Raw genomic sequence first — 15,277 nt, 5'->3', positions numbered from 1 at the left:
CGGCGCCTTATGAAATTCCTGGATTTGACGCTCCGGCTCAAATGGGTCGCCGTCGCGGTGGCGGCTATTGTCTTCTATGCAATCGCCGGTGTTTCCTGGTGGCTGTTTGCCGTGCTCATTCTGGCGCCCGACCTGTCGATGCTGGGTTACATGGCCGGGCCGCGCGTCGGGCCGTCGCCTACAACGCCTTGCACATACTGATCTTGCCCGTTCTGCTGGCGCTTGTCGGCAGCGTCTTTGACAATGCAATGGCGATAGCTGTCGCACTGATCTGGATCGCCCACATCGCCATCGACCGCGCTCTGGGCTATGGTTTGAAGCTGTCGAGCAGTTTCCAGGATACCCATCTCGGCCGCATCGGCCGCTAAACCATCCCCGAACCGAAGATCAGCGAAACAAATGCCGGATCCGGTGCTTGCAGCGCTGGCCTGACCTCCGGTTCGGAAAGGTCAGTTCTTGACCTTTTCGCCGGGATAGGCACCCCAGACGAGCGACTGTGCGAGCCAGCCGGTATGGCCGTCGAAGGTCATTTCGCACCATTGGCCATCGCAGGACTTGATTGTGCCCATCACCCCCGGTTCGAGGATCGCAATGACGCCTGCATCTTTTGCCGGGTCGTCAAGGAGGTTGACGCGAGCGTCCTTGCCGCGCTGCCAGGGGGCGACAATCGCCGTGCGACGGCCCGAAAGCAGCGACTGATTGATCCAGCCTTCCGAGCCGTCGGCATCACGCACACGGCGCCACGTATCGAACTCCTGGATGATCTCCATCGGCAGGCCTGGCTTCATATACATCCAGTCGACGGAATAATTGACGCCCGGCCCAACGCGCGAGTTGACGCGGCCGGATTTCAGGCTGACGAAGCGCGGCAGCGGCAAGCCGCTTGGTCCGAGCGTGACGCGCTGGGCGGGTGCGGCGGCACTTTGCGCCATCACCAGTGGGCTGTGGATGAGAGCGCCGAGGAATGCTGCACTGAGGGTCAGGCGGAGCGACGCGAAACCAGACACTTTCGTTCCTTTCGGCGCCCGCCCATCGGCCTTCGCGCCCATTTTTCTTTGTCTTCGGCGGAACCGCTTGTTACATGGATGACCGGTACCGCGATCGGCTCTCAGTTTCGCCGTTCTTGGTTAAAGAGGTCTCAACGAGATCGGGTTCGAGGAAACAATGACAGGCAAAAAGAAGCCCCTCGTCGTCATCACGCGCAAGTTGCCCGACGTAGTCGAGACCCGCATGCGCGAGTTGTTCGACGCCCGCTTGAATGTGGAGGACAGGCCGATGACGCAGCCGGAACTGGTGGCGGCGGTCAAGGAGGCCGACGTGCTGGTGCCGACTGTGACCGACAATATCGACGCGGCGCTGATTGCCCAGGCCGGCGACAACCTCAAGCTGATCGCCAACTTCGGTAATGGCGTCGACAAGATCGACGTTGCGGCAGCGGCCAAGAAAGGCATCACCGTCACCAACACGCCGAACGTGTTGACCGAAGATACGGCCGACATGACCATGGCGCTGATGCTGGCCGTACCGCGGCGGCTGGCTGAAGGCGCCAACGTGCTGACCGGCGATAAGAAATGGGCGGGCTGGTCGCCGACCTGGATGCTCGGCCGGCGCATCTGGGGCAAACGGCTCGGCATTGTCGGCATGGGTCGCATCGGCACCGCTGTCGCCAGGCGCGCCAAGGCGTTTGGCCTCTCGATCCACTACCACAACCGCCACCGCGTACTGCCGGCAATCGAGGACGAGTTGGAAGCCACGTATTGGGAAAGCCTTGACCAGATGCTCGCCCGCATGGACATTATCTCGGTCAATTGTCCATCGACACCGGCAACCTTCCACCTGCTTTCGGCGCGGCGGCTGGCGCTTCTGCAACCGTCAGCTTACATAGTCAATACCGCGCGCGGCGATATCATCGATGAGGAATCGCTGGTCAAGCTCATCCATGACGGCAAGATCGCCGGCGCCGGCCTCGACGTCTACGAGCACGAGCCGGCGCTGAACAGCAAGCTGCTGAAACTTGCCCACAAAGGCAAGGTCGTGCTGTTGCCGCATATGGGCTCGGCGACGCTCGAAGGCCGTATCGACATGGGCGAGAAGGTAATCATCAACATCCGCGCCTTCTTCGATGGTCATCGCCCGCCCGACCGCGTGCTGCCGCTGCGGGCGTGACCGGCCAGCGAATTCTGGTCGGGGCAGCTGCCGGCTCGCTTTTGGTTAGCGTTTGCTTACAAAAGCACCTTGCGCATGGTGATTGAGGTCGGCCGGTCGTAACCTTTGTGCGCTGTCCGTTCGGTTTCGCGAAAGCCGAGGCGGGCGAAGGCAGCGTGGTTTCCAGTCAGTTCGACCCGGGTCTGGAGCTCGATGGCGGTCCTGTTGCGGCTGCGGGCAAGATCTTCGACGGCCTGCATCAGCTGTTTTCCGACGCCTTGTCCCTGAAGCGTCGGCTCGACCGCGAGCTTTCCAATATAGAGGTCGTCTGCGCGCTTCAGGACGAAGACGCAACCGACGATCTCGTTTCCCTTCAGTGCCAGGAATGCTGTCTCCTCCAGCGCTCTAGCCCTGAGATTTTCAACGGTGAGCCGATGCGCCGAGGACGGCGGGTCAATAACCTCGTCCATAAAGGCGAAGGCGCGCATGACCAGCGCCAGCACCTCGTCCCAACGGTCGAAATCGGCCGCAAGCTGCACGATGGAAACGTCGGCAGGCAGGCTCACGGGCTGGTTCGCTTGTAGCGGATCGTGTCGAAGCGTGCCGCCAGCGCATCGTAGAGCAGCAGTCGTCCGACCAGCGGCTCGCCAATCCCGGTGATCAGCTTGATCGCTTCCATGGCTTGCAGCGTGCCGATGACCCCGGTCAACGCGCCGACAATGCCGGCCACCGCGCAGGATGGCACCAGTCCCGGCGGCGGCGCCTCGGGAAAGAGATCGCGGTAGCTTGGGTTCAACTTGCCGTCCGGGCCGGTTTCGAATGGCTTCAGTACGGTGACCGAGCCGTCGAAGCGGCCAACGGCGGCATGCACGAGCGGCCGGCTTTCCGCGGCGCAGGCGTCGGCCACCGCGTAGCGTGTCTCGAAATTGTCGGAGCCGTCAACGACGATGTCATAACGGGCAATGAGGGTAGGGGCGTTGTCCACGGTCAGCCTGAAATTGTGCTCTTCCACGACGACGTTTGGATTGATGCGGATGATCGCCGCTCTGGCGCTGTCGGTTTTCGCCACCCCGACATCGCCCGTGGCGTGGATCACTTGTCGTTGCAGGTTGGAAAGCGAAACGATGTCGTCGTCGACGACACCGAGAGTGCCAATCCCTGCGGCGGCGAGATATTCGAGCACCGGCGCTCCCAATCCGCCGGCGCCAATGACGAGCACCCGCGCCCGCTTCAGCCGCTGCTGGCCGGCGCCGCCGATCTCGGGCAGCACGATGTGGCGGGCGTAGCGTTCGAGCTCTTCATCGGTGAGGGCGGCTGTGATCATCGCCGGACCATATAGCGGAGGAAAAAGCTTGTCAGGTATCAATGCATGCCGCTCAGAAGTGCGCCATGAACCAAGTTCAAATGGTCGGCCTGACCGTGCCGTGATCGACGGTCAGGAATTGCGCGCGTCCCTTGAGGCTGTCAAACAACGCGGCATCGGTCCCGGTCATGAAGGCCTGGCAGTTTAGTTCCTCCAGGATCGAGAACAAGGCCGCCCGTCGACCGCCGTCGAGATGGGCGGCGATCTCGTCGAGCAGCAGGATCGGTGTCATGCCCGACATCTCGCCGGTTAGCCGCGCATGCGACAAGACAAGGCCGACCAGCAGCGCCTTCTGCTCGCCGGTCGAACAGAGCTCGGCCGGCATCGCCTTGGGCCGGTGGCGCACCACGAGGTCGGAACGGTGCGGGCCGTCGAGCGTGCGTCCGGCGGTGCGGTCGCGGTCGCGCCCCTGGGCAAGCGCACGACGGAACCGTTCCTCTACGTCGACGGCCGGCAAAATACCGAGTTCGCCTTCCAGTTCGCCAGAGATGCCGATGTCGGCTTGCGGAAACGGTCCGTCGCCGGGCAGCCGGTCGATCATGGCGGCGAGCAGGCGCACCAGTTCGGCACGCGCCGCGGCAATCGCCACGCCGGTCTCGGCCATTTGCATCTCGATCGCATCGAACCAGGCACCGTCGCGTGAACCGTCGGCGAGCAGTCTGTTGCGGCCGCGCATTGCCTTTTCGTAGTCAAGCGCGCGCTGGCCGTGGCCAGGATCGATCGCCAGCACCAGCCGGTCTAGGAAGCGCCGGCGGTCGGCAGCCGGCCCGGGGAACAGGCCGTCCATGGCCGGTGTCAGCCAGACCACGCGCAGCCATTCCAGCATGTCTTCGGCTGAGCGTGCCGTCGCGCCGTTGATCCGCACCCGGCGGCCGGCTTCGCCGTCGCTGCTCGATATTCCGGTACCGATCTCGACCTGGCCTTCCGGTCCGTCAAGCCGGGCATGCAGCGCAAAGCCACCGTCGCCACCTTCGCGCGCCACCTCGGAATAGGGTGCGCGGCGCAGGCCGCGGCCCGGCGTGAGCAGCGAGATCGCTTCAAGCAGATTGGTCTTGCCGGCGCCATTGTCGCCGGAGAAAACCACAGCGCCGGGATCAAGGTCGATTGCCAACGCCGCATAGTTGCGGAAATTCGTAAGTGTGAGCTTACTTATGTACATCTGCTGCGGTTTTGCAGATCTGGTCACGACAGCAAGATGGTCCCGTTCGGGCCCTACACCCGCATCGGCATCAGCACGTAGAGCGCGGTCTCGTCGGCCATGTCGTGGATCAGCGTCGGGGAACCGGCATCCGCCAGCATGAACTTCGCCTCCGTGCCGGTCAGTTGCGCGGCAACGTCGAGCAGGTATTTGGCGTTGAAGCCGATTTCGATCGGATCGGACGAATAGTCGGCCGCCAGTTCCTCGGTGGCACTGCCCGAATCCGGGTTGTTGACCGCAAGCGTGACCTGCCCTTCGGCGATCGAAAGCTTCACCGCCCGGCCGCGTTCGGACGAAATGGTCGAAACGCGATCGACGGCAGCGGCGAAACTCTGGCGATCGATAATCAGCTTCTTGTCGTTGCCGGTCGGAATGACGCGCTGGTAGTCCGGGAAAGTGCCGTCGATCAGCTTGGAGGTCAAGATAACGCTGCCGATGGTGAAACGGATCTTGGTGTCGGACAACTCGGTGGTGACTGCAACATCGGGATCGTCGACCAGCTTTTGCAGCTCGCTGACCGTCTTTCGCGGGATTATGACGCCAGGCATGCCCTCAGAGCCTGCCGGCGCATCGATCTCGGCGCGCGCCAGCCGGTGGCCGTCGGTCGCGACAGAGCGCAGCTTCAGCTTGCCGCCGGCCTCGTGCGTGTGCAGATAAATGCCGTTCAGATAATAGCGCGTCTCCTCGGTCGAGATGGCGAACTGGGTCTTTTCGATGAGGCCTTTTAGTCCGACGGAATCGAGCCGGAAAATATGCGAGAACGACCCGGCTGAAAGCTCGGGAAAGTCGGACTGCGGCAGGCATTGCAGGCGGAAGCTCGAGCGCCCCGACGTCACCGTCATGGCGTTGCCGTCTTCGTCGGTCTTCAGCGCCACCTCCGCGCCGTCGGCAAGCTTGCGCACGATGTCGTAGAGCAGATGTGCCGGGACCGTCGTCGCCCCGCCACGTTCGACCTTTGCCGGCGTTGCTTCGGTCACCTCCAGGTCGAGGTCGGTCGCCTTCATTTCAAGGCTGGCCCCCTCGGCGCTAAGCAGCACGTTCGACAGGATCGGAATGGTATTGCGCCGCTCGACCACGCGGTGAACATGGTTGAGCGACTTCAGGAGATTTGACCGTTCCAGGATAACACGCATGACGAAACAGGCTCGCTTGAATGAATGAACGGGTCTCCGGCAAGCGGCGCCCCGCGAAAGGTCTGAACAGGCTCAGAATCTGCGTAAACTGACAGGAAAAACCCGGCAAACGCAAGCCCGCGCCACCGGTTCGGACCGGCTGCACGGGCTTTCTGGGGATAAAAAGGCCGGAGTCCGCGAGCCGGCGTTTTTCGGGCCGTCAGGCCTGGTCGTTGATCAGCCTTCTCAGCAATTCGAGTTCCTGCGCCAGTGTGTTGTCGGCACCGGAAAGATCCTCGATCTTGCGCACCGCATGCAGCACGGTCGTATGGTCACGACCGCCGAACCGCCGCCCGATCTCCGGCAGCGAGCGCGGCGTCATCACCTTCGACAGATACATGGCGACCTGCCGTGGCTTGACGATGGTGCGTGTGCGCCGGTTGGACAGAAGTTCGGTCTTCGACACGTTGTAGTGGCGCGCGACGATGCGCTGGATGTCCTCGATACGCACCCGCTTGGGTTCGCCCGAACGATAGATGTGGCCAAGGATCTCGTCGATGCGGTCGATGGTGATCTGCGGTTCGAAGGATTGACGAAACAAAAGCTGGTTGAAGGCACCTTCGAGCTCGCGTCCGCTGCCGGTCACAGTGCGGGCGACGTGGTTGAGGATCTCTTCGGAAATATCGAGCGACGCATCATCGAGCTTGGCGGTGGCAAGCCTGAGCTTGAGCATACCGATACGCATGGCGAAATCCGGGGCTGACATTTCCAGCGCGACGCCGCCGTTGAGGCGCGAGCGGACGCGTGGCTCCAGCGACTCCAATTCCGACGGCGGCCGGTCGGCAGCGACCACCACTTGCTTGGCGCTGTCGAGCAGCATGTTGATCAAATGGCAGAATTCGTGCTGGATCGACTTGCCCTGCAGGAACTGCATGTCGTCGATGATGAGGAGGTCGATGTCGCGCAGCTGTTCTTTCAGCGTCAGTGCGTTGTTGTCGCGGATCGCGGTGGCGAACCGCCACATGAAATACTCAGCCGTCAGATAGACGACCCGCGATTTCGGATTCTGCTTCAGCGATTCTGCGGCGATCGCCTGCAACAGGTGCGTTTTGCCCAGCCCGACCGTCGCGTGAAGAAAGAGCGGATTGAAACGCACCGCGCTCGACTGCGATTCCGCGACCGCCTTGGCGGCGGCAAAAGCCACTCGGTTCGATGGTCCTTCGATGAAGGAGGTGAAAGTATAGCGTGGATCGAGTGGCGAACCGAGAACATTGTGCCGGAACTCGGTTTCTGCCGGCATCCCCGGGCGGGGTACCGGGACCCGTTCGACCCTGCTGGGGCTCGCCGTGCCCGCAGAGAGCGCGGTTTGCGTCTGCCTGGTCATCTTGCGCGCCGGGGCCACTTCTGGCTCGACGCTGTTGCGGCCCTGCCGTGTGGCGGTGCGAACCACGATCTCGATCTTGAGGATCTCCGGATCCTCGTGCTTCCACAACTCGGTGATGAGATCGAGATAGTGGCCGTTGATCCATGAACGCAGGAATGCGGTTGGCACTGAGATGCGGACAATGCCCTTAGAGGATTCAGCGACCTTCATGCGCCCGAACCAGCTCGAATAGACCTCGGTTCCCAGACGCGCCTTCAACTGGGCCTTGACCCGATCGAACTTCTGTTCAGCTTCATTGGAAGCCGCCATGTCGTTCCTTCCGATTAACGTTCCAGGAAATGGGAGGTCGCCTGTAAGCTCCCTTTCGATGCCGCCGCTCTGCATGATCGAGTTCCTTGTCTCTTGTACCTGTTTTCCGCCGGGGATGCGCCTCCTGCATCCATGTTTCCGGCGACCGTGTCTTCGCTGCGACACCATCGCCGCCGCCGGCTGATGAATCGCCTCGTTGTCGGTCCGGCGCCGAAGAGCCGATCCGCTTTGGTCATGTCAGGGCAACAAAATGCCGTCCGGCGAAAAACCGCCGGCGCACCGTCGACCTGCCATGTACAATTACGCCAGTCCCCTACCGTATCGAAAAGACAAACCAACCCCGTCCGCGGAGTTGAATCCGCGGTGTAAACTCTGCCAATTTGAGCTGGCCGGTTTCAGGCTGGTCAAGGGCCAAGGGCCCGTCCCTTCGATGGACAGACATTACCGAAATCGCTGTGGATAGGGCAAGGCCACCCCTAACGGATTTTTAAGGAATCTGACTAGCAAGGGACGTTTCGAACGCCATGCTGCAACAGTAGATTTTGACAAAGCCATTGTGATTCAAACCCTTTTCCGGCGAATATGAAAAAGGCCACACAACGCGAAATTTTCTGAAATAATTCACTTGACAGCCAATTGTCGCCTATCGGCCGCAGCTGATGTGAACAAGCTGTGGATCACCATCGGTAAGCTTCTGAAAAGAAAAGGTAATCTGTGACGCTCGGAAATTTTCGCATTGGCAGTTTCGAAGGCTCCGAATATCAGCGGGCATGTATATGCCGGCAAAGCATTTCGAACTTTGAAATGCACCCGGAGCGCCATTTTGCGGGCTTTCTTTTAAGTACTTGCCGGCAAACGAAAAAAACCCGGCGCGATTGGCCGGGTTTGAAGAAGCGCAGTTCAGGAAAAGGTATATTAGGCCGACAGCACCTTGACCCGTTGGGCCAACCGCGACACCTTGCGCGATGCCGTGTTCTTGTGCACCACGCCCTTGGTCGCGGCGCGCATCAATTCCGGCTCGGCCACCTTGAAGGCAGCCTGTGCGGCCGCCTTGTCGCCAGCCGCGAGCGCCTCTTCGACCTGGCGGATGTAGGTCCGGACGCGGGAGCGGCGGTTCTTGTTGATCGCTGCGCGACGGGCGATCTTGCGCGTTGCCTTTTTGGCCGAGGAGGTATTGGCCATGGTGCCTCTCTTCTGATCTGGTGGGCGCTTGCGGGATACCGCAGGGCGCAAAAAACAAACGGGCAGCCACAGGGCCGCCTCGGTTGGTGCGGCTTATAGTTCAGCTTTTCCGGCGCGTCAACGCTGCAGCGATTTCTTTTTGACCGGCGCCTTCGTCATCTCATCGGTTCGTGAAATTCGGCTTCCGCTTGCCGCTGAAGGCCGCCATGCCTTCCTTCTGGTCATCCAGCGCAAACAGCGAATGAAATAGCCGGCGCTCGAACCGCAGACCCTCGGTGAGCGTCGTCTCATAGGCGCGGTTGACGGCCTCCTTTGCCATCATCACCGACGGCAAGGAAAAACCAGCGATCTTGGACGCTGCCTTAAGCGCTTCCTCGATCAACTCGCCGGCTGGCACCACGCGCGAGACAAGGCCGGAACGCTCGGCCTCGGCTGCGTCCATCATTCGACCCGTCAGGCACATATCCATCGCCTTCGACTTGCCGACAAAGCGGGTCAGGCGCTGCGATCCGCCCATGCCGGGCATGACGCCCAGCGTGATCTCGGGTTGGCCAAACTTGGCGGTGTCGGCGGCGATGATGAAGTCGCACATCATCGCCAGTTCGCAGCCGCCCCCCAGCGCATAGCCCGCCACCGCCGCGATGATCGGCTTTCGTGCCCGCGTAAATTCTTCCCAGCCGACGAAGAAATCCTGCAGATAGGCATCCACATAGGAGATGGACTGCATTTCCTTGATATCGGCACCTGCCGCGAAAGCCTTTTCCGAACCAGTGATGACCATGGCGCCGATGTCGGCATTGGCGCCCATGCTATTCACCGACGCGACCAGTTCCGCCAGCACTTGTGAATTCAGCGCGTTGAGCGCCTGCGGCCGGTTCAGCGTAATCAGCCCGACCTTGCCGCGGGTTTCGACGATGATGGTTTCATAGCCCATGCTTTGCTCCTCCTCGCTTCTGGTTCAAGCCTGACAGGCCCGGCAGTGGAAAGTCGAACGACCGCTTTGCACGATACGCTCGATGTGGCCGCCACAACCAGGCTTGGAGCAGGCTTCCCCCTCGCGATCGTAAACCGCGAAGGAATGCTGGAAGTAGCCCAGCGATCCATCGGTCTGCATATAATCGCGCAACGACGAGCCGCCGGCGGCGATCGCATCGGCGACGACCGAGCGGATTGCTTCGGCCAGGCGTTCGCTCTGCTCTTTGGCTTTCTTGCCGGCTCTCGCGAGGGTGCCCGCTTCGCGCAGCGGCGACAGGCCGGCCCGCCAAAGCGCTTCCGAGACGTAGATATTGCCTAGCCCGGCAATCAGCCTCTGGTCCAGAAGTGCCGCTTTCAGCGGTGACTTGCGACCTTTCAGCAACGAAGCGAGCAGCGCGCCGTCCAGTGCGTTGCCTGTAGGCTCGACGCCTAATCCCGCCAGCATCGGATGCATGTCGGGCTCGCCTTCCGAAAACAGCATGAACCCGAAGCGGCGCGGGTCGTTGAAGATCACGCGAGAGCGGACGCCGGCAGGGGATGCGATGTCGAAGACGACGTGATCGTGAGCAGTGTTTTTCGAACGTTCGTGGTGGAACGCGCCGGGCGTTGCGCTCTCGTCGGCCGTTTCGATGCGAAACGAACCCGACATGCCGAGATGGCAGATCAGAACCGGGCCGTTGTCCATGTGCATTGTCAGATATTTGGCACGGCGGCCGAGCGCCGCAATCGTCTTGCCGGTCAGCCGCTCCGAAAATCTCTCGGGGAACGGAAACCGCAAATCCGGCCGGCGTGCCTCGACACCGACAATGCGGGCACCTTCAAGGGCCGGCTGCAGACCGCGCCTGACTGTCTCTACCTCCGGCAGCTCAGGCATGGCCACCTATCGTGGCATGGAAGGAGGTGCCGTAACGGCCGCGCGCCAGCCCGAGATGTTCGGCCACGGTTTCGCCGATGTCGGCAAATGTTGTCCTCAGTCCGATGTCTGCGCCTTTGAAACCCGGCCGTGTCCCGATAATCGGAATACGCTCGCGCGTGTGGTCGGTGCCGCGCCACGTCGGATCGTTGCCGTGATCGGCGGTCAAAATGAGCAGATCGCCTGGCCTCAGCCGTGCGAATGCCTCGGGCAGGCGCCGGTCGAAAGCTTCGAGTGCGGCGGCATATCCCGCAACGTCGCGCCGATGCCCGAACTCGGTGTCGAAGTCGACAAAGTTCGCGAAGACGAGGTCGCTGTCGCGGGCGTCTTCCATGGCACCAAGCGTTTTGTCGAACATCGCCATGTTGCCGGCAGCCTTGCGGACTTCCGAGATCCCCCGATGGGCGAAAATGTCGCCGATCTTGCCGATCGCGATAACCCGGCTGCCGCGCGCCGTCAGCCGATCGAGCAGCGTCGGTTCCGGCGGCGGTACGGCATAGTCGCGACGATTATGCGTTCGCTCGAACGTGGCGGCGGTTTCACCGATAAACGGCCTCGCGATGACGCGGCCGATATTCAGCGGATCGACGAGCCTGCGCACCACTTTGCAGAACTCGTAAAGCCGTTGCAGGCCGAAATGAACCTCATGCGCGGCGATCTGCAGGACGGAGTCGATCGAGGTGTAGCAGATCGGCTTGCCGGTGCGGATGTGGTCTTCGCCGAACCGTTCGATAATCTCGGTGCCCGGAGCATGGCAATTGCCGAGGATGCCAGGCACCTTCCCTTCACGCACCATTGCTTCGGTCAACTCGGCCGGAAAGGCGGGAATCTTGTCTGGGAAGTAACCCCAGTCGAAACGGACCGGCAGGCCGGCTATTTCCCAATGGCCCGATGGCGTGTCCTTGCCGCTCGAAACCTCTTGGGCCGCGCCGTGAAAGGCGGCGGCAAGCGGCGCACTGCCGGCATTCTCGAACCTGAAACCCGTCGCCGTTGCCGCGGCCTGGCCGAGGCCGAGCGCGAGCATGTTTGGTACAAGAAGGGGTCCGGCACGCAGGCCTTCGCGATCGGCGCGGCCTTCTGCGCAGGCCCGCGCGATGTGTGCGAACGTATTGGAGCCGGTGTCGCCATAACGTTCGGCATCGGCCGCGCCGCCGATGCCGAAGGAGTCGAGGACAAAAAGGAAGGCGCGTGCCATCGAAAGGTTCATCATTGCCTGTGCGTTGGCTCAGACATAGGGTTCCGCGCCGCCATTGGCAATTCGGAAACCCAACGGCACGGCTTGGCGTGCTGGTCCCGGAGAGACGAATCGCGGCATGGTCGATCCGCGGATGGAAATGCGCGGCGCGGAGCTCGCATGAGGCTTGCCCTGACAGCATTCGCCGCCGTACTGGCTTTGCTGCTGGATGCGTCTTGCACAAACCTGGCGCGAGCCGATTGGCGCGATGTTATCGGAACGTTCCGTATCGGTATCGTCGCCGAACCGTTGCCGGTCCGAGGGACTATGTGCTGGCTGCAGCCATCGTGCGTCTAGTCTCGGCCCGTGGTCGCAAGCAATAGCAACAGACCGGTTAGCGGGCTTCAGGCGTCAGCAATCGCTGCACGGAATGGTCGGGCTCCTGCGCGGCCGCAGATAATAAGTCTCCGCCATCGATATCGAATTGAAGACCGAGCTCAACCCGAACCGGCTTTGGCCGTCCGCCGACCAGGTGATGATTGGCTTGTAGGCGAGATCGCTTTCGACCCGAATGAGGAACGTGCCTTTGATCTTGAGCGCGCTCGGGACCGTTGTGGTGGAATCCTTGACCGCGTCGACGCTAGAGACGCCATCGACCAGTTTGCGCGACCACACGACCAGGACTTTCGGCGTCGTCTCGTTCGTCACCTGTATCGCCGTGATAATGATCTTCGGTTTCGAGCGGTTGTAGGGCTGGAGCGTGGAACTGCCGATCGCCATGATGGCATCGACATCGGCCGCCTTGACGGTCTGCTGCTGCGTGACGAGGTCCGCTACCATGCTGCCGATGCGGCTGACCTTCTTGCTGGTCTCGATGGCTTGCGAGGCCTCCATTGTCATAAAGTACATGATCAACAGGACAGGCACGATGAGGGCAAACTCGACAGCCGCAATACCGCGGCGGTCCGAGCAAAGCCGGACTGCTCTTGTACAAATCCCTGCGATGCCCAGCTGTGCCCCCGCACGAATCATGGCTTTGCCCTTTTCAAGCGACTACGTGGTTCAGTTGTCGAACGGCTCGTTCTGCCAAGTGATCGAAGCAAAATGCAGCGTTTTGCCGTCCTTCAGGTTGGCCATCGATTTGGCCATGAAGTCGGTCATCACCGGCCATTTGTAAAAAACACGCAGCATGTTTCTCGACTCCGCCAGGCCAGGTGCGACGGTGAAGGTCTGTGTGCTCGTGCCCTTGGTCAGCACGACGTCGCCATCCTGGATCTTGAAACCGGCCAGCGCCGCATCGGCGAAGGTCGGATATTCGCGCAAGTCCACCAGCAATCCGGGACAGGTCTTGGCGACCATGATCTCCAATTTGGTGCAGATCATATCCCGCAGCTTGGTCCCGGACACATCGGCCGGTCTTAGTTGGCCGGTACGCAGCTGGCGCGCGATGTCGTCGGTTGCGTTTGCCATCACTTCCTGTGCGGCAAAAGAAATGCAGCTCTCCAGGATGGCGAAGACAAGAAGCGCGAAAGGAATTGCAAGCATGGCGAATTCGATCGCCGTGCTTCCGCGGCGGTCGCCCAAAAACCGTCTTGGAGAACCTGCTCGTCCTGCCTTGCTCATGTCCTCTGCCCGCCGATGCCGCTTCTGTATCGGTCCCACCCTTAGTCGGAACCGATTGAAGTCCGGTTGGAATGACCGTTAAATTCAACGGGAAGGCCTTAACCCGGCGATAACCGAAGCACGTACTCGCCAAAGACGGAGACGTCGGCTACTAATGCGCGGCGCTCATTTCGGCTTCAGAGGCCTTCTCGGCATCGCTCTTATACGAGCTTTCGCAATATGGCGCGCAGGACATGGTCTGTACTTCGGAACGCCGATAGATGCGCACCGACGACGCTGCCTGGCGCACGACGGTTATTTGCTCATCGACGATCGGGTTGCCCTCCTGGTCGAGGACGACGAGATTGGTGACGCCAAATCCCTTGCCGGTCAGTACGATCGTCGATGCGTCCTGCACGGAGGCGTCGGCGATCGCCGGATTGCCGACGACAATCGTATCGGCGGCGCGCGACAATTTGATGATCTTTGCCTGGTTCATCGTCACCTCGATGCCGGCGCCGGCCTTGGCTGGAAAGGCGAAAGCCGCTGCGGCAAAAAGCACGGCAACTGGAAATGATGATCTCGGCCCGGCCATTGAGGCGCCCCCTGGCAAACTGTTCAACAGAACATGAACGAGATTGGTGAACCAACCGTTAAGCGGCTGGAGTTCAGGATCAAACCGGAACCGGCATTGGGCCTAGCCGGCACGGCTGGAACGTCTTTGCCGAATTGCGCCTTTTGCGCCTTTGTCAGCCCGGTGGCCTGGCGGCGGGTATTTTAGTTCTGGGTTAACCACGCAATGTCGTCGAAGCGGGAAAGGAATCGGTAAGCCTGTTTATTAAGCCGATTGAAACAGCTTCTCCTTAGATTCGCAGTATCCGATCAGCCACCAAGAGAAGTTGACGGAAGTGCTGTAACAATTGGAGTAGGAGCTCGAATGTCTAACCTCATCGCACGTTTTGTGAAGGACGAATCCGGCGCGACCGCTATCGAATACGGTCTGATCGCCGCTCTTATCGCACTCGCCATCATGGTCGGCGCCGGCCAGCTCGGCAACTCGCTGAACGCCAAGTTCACCGCCATCTCCACCAAGGTGAACGGTAGCTGACCGTAACGGGTTCGGTTGTTCTGAAATAAGGGCCGCCGCTCTGGCGGCCCTTATTTAGTCCTGGTATGATTTGAAACTTAGGCCTCATCAGTCGTTAATCGAATAGGATTAGGTTGGGGCCAGATGCAATTGGGTCATAGGCGCGCCGATGCTTGAAGCCTTGATCTTCGTCGTGTTTCCGTTTTGCATGCTTTTTGCCGCGATCTCCGACATGCTTTCGATGACGATCGCCAATCGCGTGCCGGTGTTGCTTGTGGTTGTCTTCGCCTTGGTTGCGCCTTTGACCGGTATGGACTGGGCCACCTATGGCTGGCATTTCGCCGCCGCCGGCCTGGTTCTCGCGGTGACGTTCGGCCTGTTCGCGCTGGGCGGCATGGGCGGCGGCGACGCCAAGCTTCTGGCTGCCACTGCCATGTGGATGGGACTGAACATCCATCTCATCGAATACCTCGTCGCCTCGACATTCATCGGCGGCCTGCTGACGCTAGCCATCCTCGCCTATCGAAAATCGCCGCTTGCCGCCGTCACAAGCCACAATCCGTTCCTGCGCCATTTCGCCGATGAGGCGACCGGCGTTCCGTACGGCATCGCGCTTGGCATTGGCGGTCTGCTCACCTATTCCGACTCGCCATTGATGGCCTGGGCACTTACCAGGCTGGCGGGCTGAATTTCGCTTTACGCCTTTGGCGCCGAGCAGGCGAGTTGACCACGTTTTCCTTCGGGCCGGGCTTGTCGGTCCAATTTATATAAACGTTAAATTAATCACGATCGTAAGTATAACATTAACCTTGTTTTGACGATTGCCGCTGCAA

16 protein-coding genes and 2 pseudogenes are annotated in these 15,277 nt (G+C 60.9%); 5 read left to right on the top strand and 13 right to left on the bottom strand.

Going from position 1 to position 15,277, the window contains the following annotated elements:
• The first annotated feature begins 9 nt into the window (after positions 1–9).
• Positions 10–368 (top strand): annotated as a pseudogene (locus tag NKI97_RS16615) (DUF4260 domain-containing protein).
• A gap of 81 nt (positions 369–449) precedes the next feature.
• On the opposite strand, the gene NKI97_RS16610 reads toward NKI97_RS16615, so the two are convergent.
• Entirely contained in the window at positions 450–1,007 is a 558-nt protein-coding gene (locus NKI97_RS16610; RefSeq protein ID WP_352746938.1) for an SH3 domain-containing protein, read from the bottom strand.
• 157 nt (positions 1,008–1,164) lie between these two features.
• Here NKI97_RS16610 and NKI97_RS16605 point away from each other — a divergent pair, with 157 nt between their 5' ends.
• Positions 1,165–2,166 carry a 2-hydroxyacid dehydrogenase gene (locus NKI97_RS16605; protein ID WP_352448610.1) on the top strand — a complete coding sequence of 334 codons (1,002 nt, stop codon included), beginning with the start codon at positions 1,165–1,167 and terminating at the stop codon, positions 2,164–2,166.
• A gap of 56 nt (positions 2,167–2,222) precedes the next feature.
• Here the strand turns inward: NKI97_RS16605 and NKI97_RS16600 are convergent, their stop codons facing one another.
• The 9 genes from NKI97_RS16600 to NKI97_RS16560 form a co-directional block, all read right to left on the bottom strand.
• Entirely contained in the window at positions 2,223–2,711 is a 489-nt protein-coding gene (locus tag NKI97_RS16600; RefSeq protein ID WP_352746941.1) for a GNAT family N-acetyltransferase, read from the bottom strand.
• Positions 2,708–3,469, bottom strand: coding sequence for a molybdopterin-synthase adenylyltransferase MoeB (locus NKI97_RS16595; protein WP_352746944.1), 762 nt, complete (start codon positions 3,467–3,469; stop codon positions 2,708–2,710). The genes NKI97_RS16600 and NKI97_RS16595 overlap by 4 nt, the downstream gene beginning before the upstream one ends.
• Before the next feature lie 76 nt (positions 3,470–3,545).
• Positions 3,546–4,667, bottom strand: a complete 1,122-nt coding sequence (gene recF / locus NKI97_RS16590; protein WP_352746994.1) for a DNA replication/repair protein RecF — start codon at positions 4,665–4,667, stop codon at positions 3,546–3,548.
• A gap of 53 nt (positions 4,668–4,720) precedes the next feature.
• Positions 4,721–5,839, bottom strand: coding sequence for a DNA polymerase III subunit beta (dnaN, locus tag NKI97_RS16585; RefSeq protein WP_023676920.1), 1,119 nt, complete (start codon positions 5,837–5,839; stop codon positions 4,721–4,723).
• 199 nt (positions 5,840–6,038) lie between these two features.
• The gene (dnaA, locus tag NKI97_RS16580) at positions 6,039–7,511 is read right to left on the bottom strand and encodes a chromosomal replication initiator protein DnaA (RefSeq protein WP_023676921.1); all 1,473 of its coding nucleotides are present in this window, start codon (positions 7,509–7,511) and stop codon (positions 6,039–6,041) included.
• A gap of 915 nt (positions 7,512–8,426) precedes the next feature.
• A complete protein-coding gene (rpsT, locus tag NKI97_RS16575) occupies positions 8,427–8,693 on the bottom strand; it encodes a 30S ribosomal protein S20 (RefSeq protein ID WP_023676922.1) in 267 nt (88 codons plus the stop codon).
• Between the two features lie 160 nt (positions 8,694–8,853).
• Positions 8,854–9,627, bottom strand: coding sequence for an enoyl-CoA hydratase (locus NKI97_RS16570; RefSeq protein WP_352448613.1), 774 nt, complete (start codon positions 9,625–9,627; stop codon positions 8,854–8,856).
• Positions 9,628–9,651: 24 nt separating this feature from the next.
• The gene (gene mutM / locus NKI97_RS16565; protein ID WP_352448614.1) at positions 9,652–10,542 is read right to left on the bottom strand and encodes a bifunctional DNA-formamidopyrimidine glycosylase/DNA-(apurinic or apyrimidinic site) lyase; all 891 of its coding nucleotides are present in this window, start codon (positions 10,540–10,542) and stop codon (positions 9,652–9,654) included.
• Positions 10,535–11,776, bottom strand: a complete 1,242-nt coding sequence (locus NKI97_RS16560; protein ID WP_352744430.1) for a phosphopentomutase — start codon at positions 11,774–11,776, stop codon at positions 10,535–10,537. The genes mutM and NKI97_RS16560 overlap by 8 nt, the downstream gene beginning before the upstream one ends.
• Positions 11,777–11,935: 159 nt before the next feature.
• Here NKI97_RS16560 and NKI97_RS35490 point away from each other — a divergent pair.
• Positions 11,936–12,064, top strand: a pseudogene (locus NKI97_RS35490) (phosphate/phosphite/phosphonate ABC transporter substrate-binding protein); the annotation flags it as partial.
• Between the two features lie 102 nt (positions 12,065–12,166).
• Here NKI97_RS35490 and NKI97_RS16555 read toward each other — a convergent pair.
• The 3 genes from NKI97_RS16555 to NKI97_RS16545 form a co-directional block, all read right to left on the bottom strand.
• Positions 12,167–12,787, bottom strand: coding sequence for a TadE/TadG family type IV pilus assembly protein (locus NKI97_RS16555; RefSeq protein WP_023676926.1), 621 nt, complete (start codon positions 12,785–12,787; stop codon positions 12,167–12,169).
• A 30-nt stretch (positions 12,788–12,817) separates the two neighbouring features.
• Positions 12,818–13,378, bottom strand: a complete 561-nt coding sequence (locus NKI97_RS16550) for a TadE/TadG family type IV pilus assembly protein (protein ID WP_023676927.1) — start codon at positions 13,376–13,378, stop codon at positions 12,818–12,820.
• Positions 13,379–13,529: 151 nt separating this feature from the next.
• A complete protein-coding gene (locus tag NKI97_RS16545; RefSeq protein WP_352448617.1) occupies positions 13,530–13,952 on the bottom strand; it encodes a pilus assembly protein N-terminal domain-containing protein in 423 nt (140 codons plus the stop codon).
• A 342-nt stretch (positions 13,953–14,294) separates the two neighbouring features.
• Between NKI97_RS16545 and NKI97_RS16540 the strand changes: the two genes are divergently transcribed.
• Together NKI97_RS16540 and NKI97_RS16535 are read left to right on the top strand one after the other, a co-directional pair.
• Positions 14,295–14,465 (top strand): Flp family type IVb pilin, encoded by a 171-nt coding sequence (locus NKI97_RS16540; RefSeq protein WP_023676929.1) that lies wholly within the window; start codon positions 14,295–14,297, stop codon positions 14,463–14,465.
• Positions 14,466–14,613: 148 nt separating this feature from the next.
• The gene (locus NKI97_RS16535) at positions 14,614–15,132 is read left to right on the top strand and encodes an A24 family peptidase (RefSeq protein ID WP_352448618.1); all 519 of its coding nucleotides are present in this window, start codon (positions 14,614–14,616) and stop codon (positions 15,130–15,132) included.
• Positions 15,133–15,277: the final 145 nt, after the last annotated feature.

Source organism: Mesorhizobium sp. M0296 (assembly GCF_040321675.1).
Classification (GTDB): domain Bacteria; phylum Pseudomonadota; class Alphaproteobacteria; order Rhizobiales; family Rhizobiaceae; genus Mesorhizobium.
This window is presented reverse-complemented; position numbering and strand designations above follow the sequence as displayed.

Coding starts and splice junctions, on each gene's coding strand:
- NKI97_RS16605 (WP_352448610.1), top strand. CDS start 1,165: ATGACAGGCAAAAAGAAGCCCCTCGTCGTCATCACGCGCAAGTTGCCC.
- NKI97_RS16595 (WP_352746944.1), bottom strand. CDS start 3,469: ATGATCACAGCCGCCCTCACCGATGAAGAGCTCGAACGCTACGCCCGC.
- recF (WP_352746994.1), bottom strand. CDS start 4,667: ATGTACATAAGTAAGCTCACACTTACGAATTTCCGCAACTATGCGGCG.
- dnaN (WP_023676920.1), bottom strand. CDS start 5,839: ATGCGTGTTATCCTGGAACGGTCAAATCTCCTGAAGTCGCTCAACCAT.
- dnaA (WP_023676921.1), bottom strand. CDS start 7,511: ATGGCGGCTTCCAATGAAGCTGAACAGAAGTTCGATCGGGTCAAGGCC.
- rpsT (WP_023676922.1), bottom strand. CDS start 8,693: ATGGCCAATACCTCCTCGGCCAAAAAGGCAACGCGCAAGATCGCCCGT.
- NKI97_RS16570 (WP_352448613.1), bottom strand. CDS start 9,627: ATGGGCTATGAAACCATCATCGTCGAAACCCGCGGCAAGGTCGGGCTG.
- mutM (WP_352448614.1), bottom strand. CDS start 10,542: ATGCCTGAGCTGCCGGAGGTAGAGACAGTCAGGCGCGGTCTGCAGCCG.
- NKI97_RS16560 (WP_352744430.1), bottom strand. CDS start 11,776: ATGGCACGCGCCTTCCTTTTTGTCCTCGACTCCTTCGGCATCGGCGGC.
- NKI97_RS16555 (WP_023676926.1), bottom strand. CDS start 12,787: ATGATTCGTGCGGGGGCACAGCTGGGCATCGCAGGGATTTGTACAAGA.
- NKI97_RS16550 (WP_023676927.1), bottom strand. CDS start 13,378: ATGAGCAAGGCAGGACGAGCAGGTTCTCCAAGACGGTTTTTGGGCGAC.
- NKI97_RS16545 (WP_352448617.1), bottom strand. CDS start 13,952: ATGGCCGGGCCGAGATCATCATTTCCAGTTGCCGTGCTTTTTGCCGCA.
- NKI97_RS16540 (WP_023676929.1), top strand. CDS start 14,295: ATGTCTAACCTCATCGCACGTTTTGTGAAGGACGAATCCGGCGCGACC.
- NKI97_RS16535 (WP_352448618.1), top strand. CDS start 14,614: ATGCTTGAAGCCTTGATCTTCGTCGTGTTTCCGTTTTGCATGCTTTTT.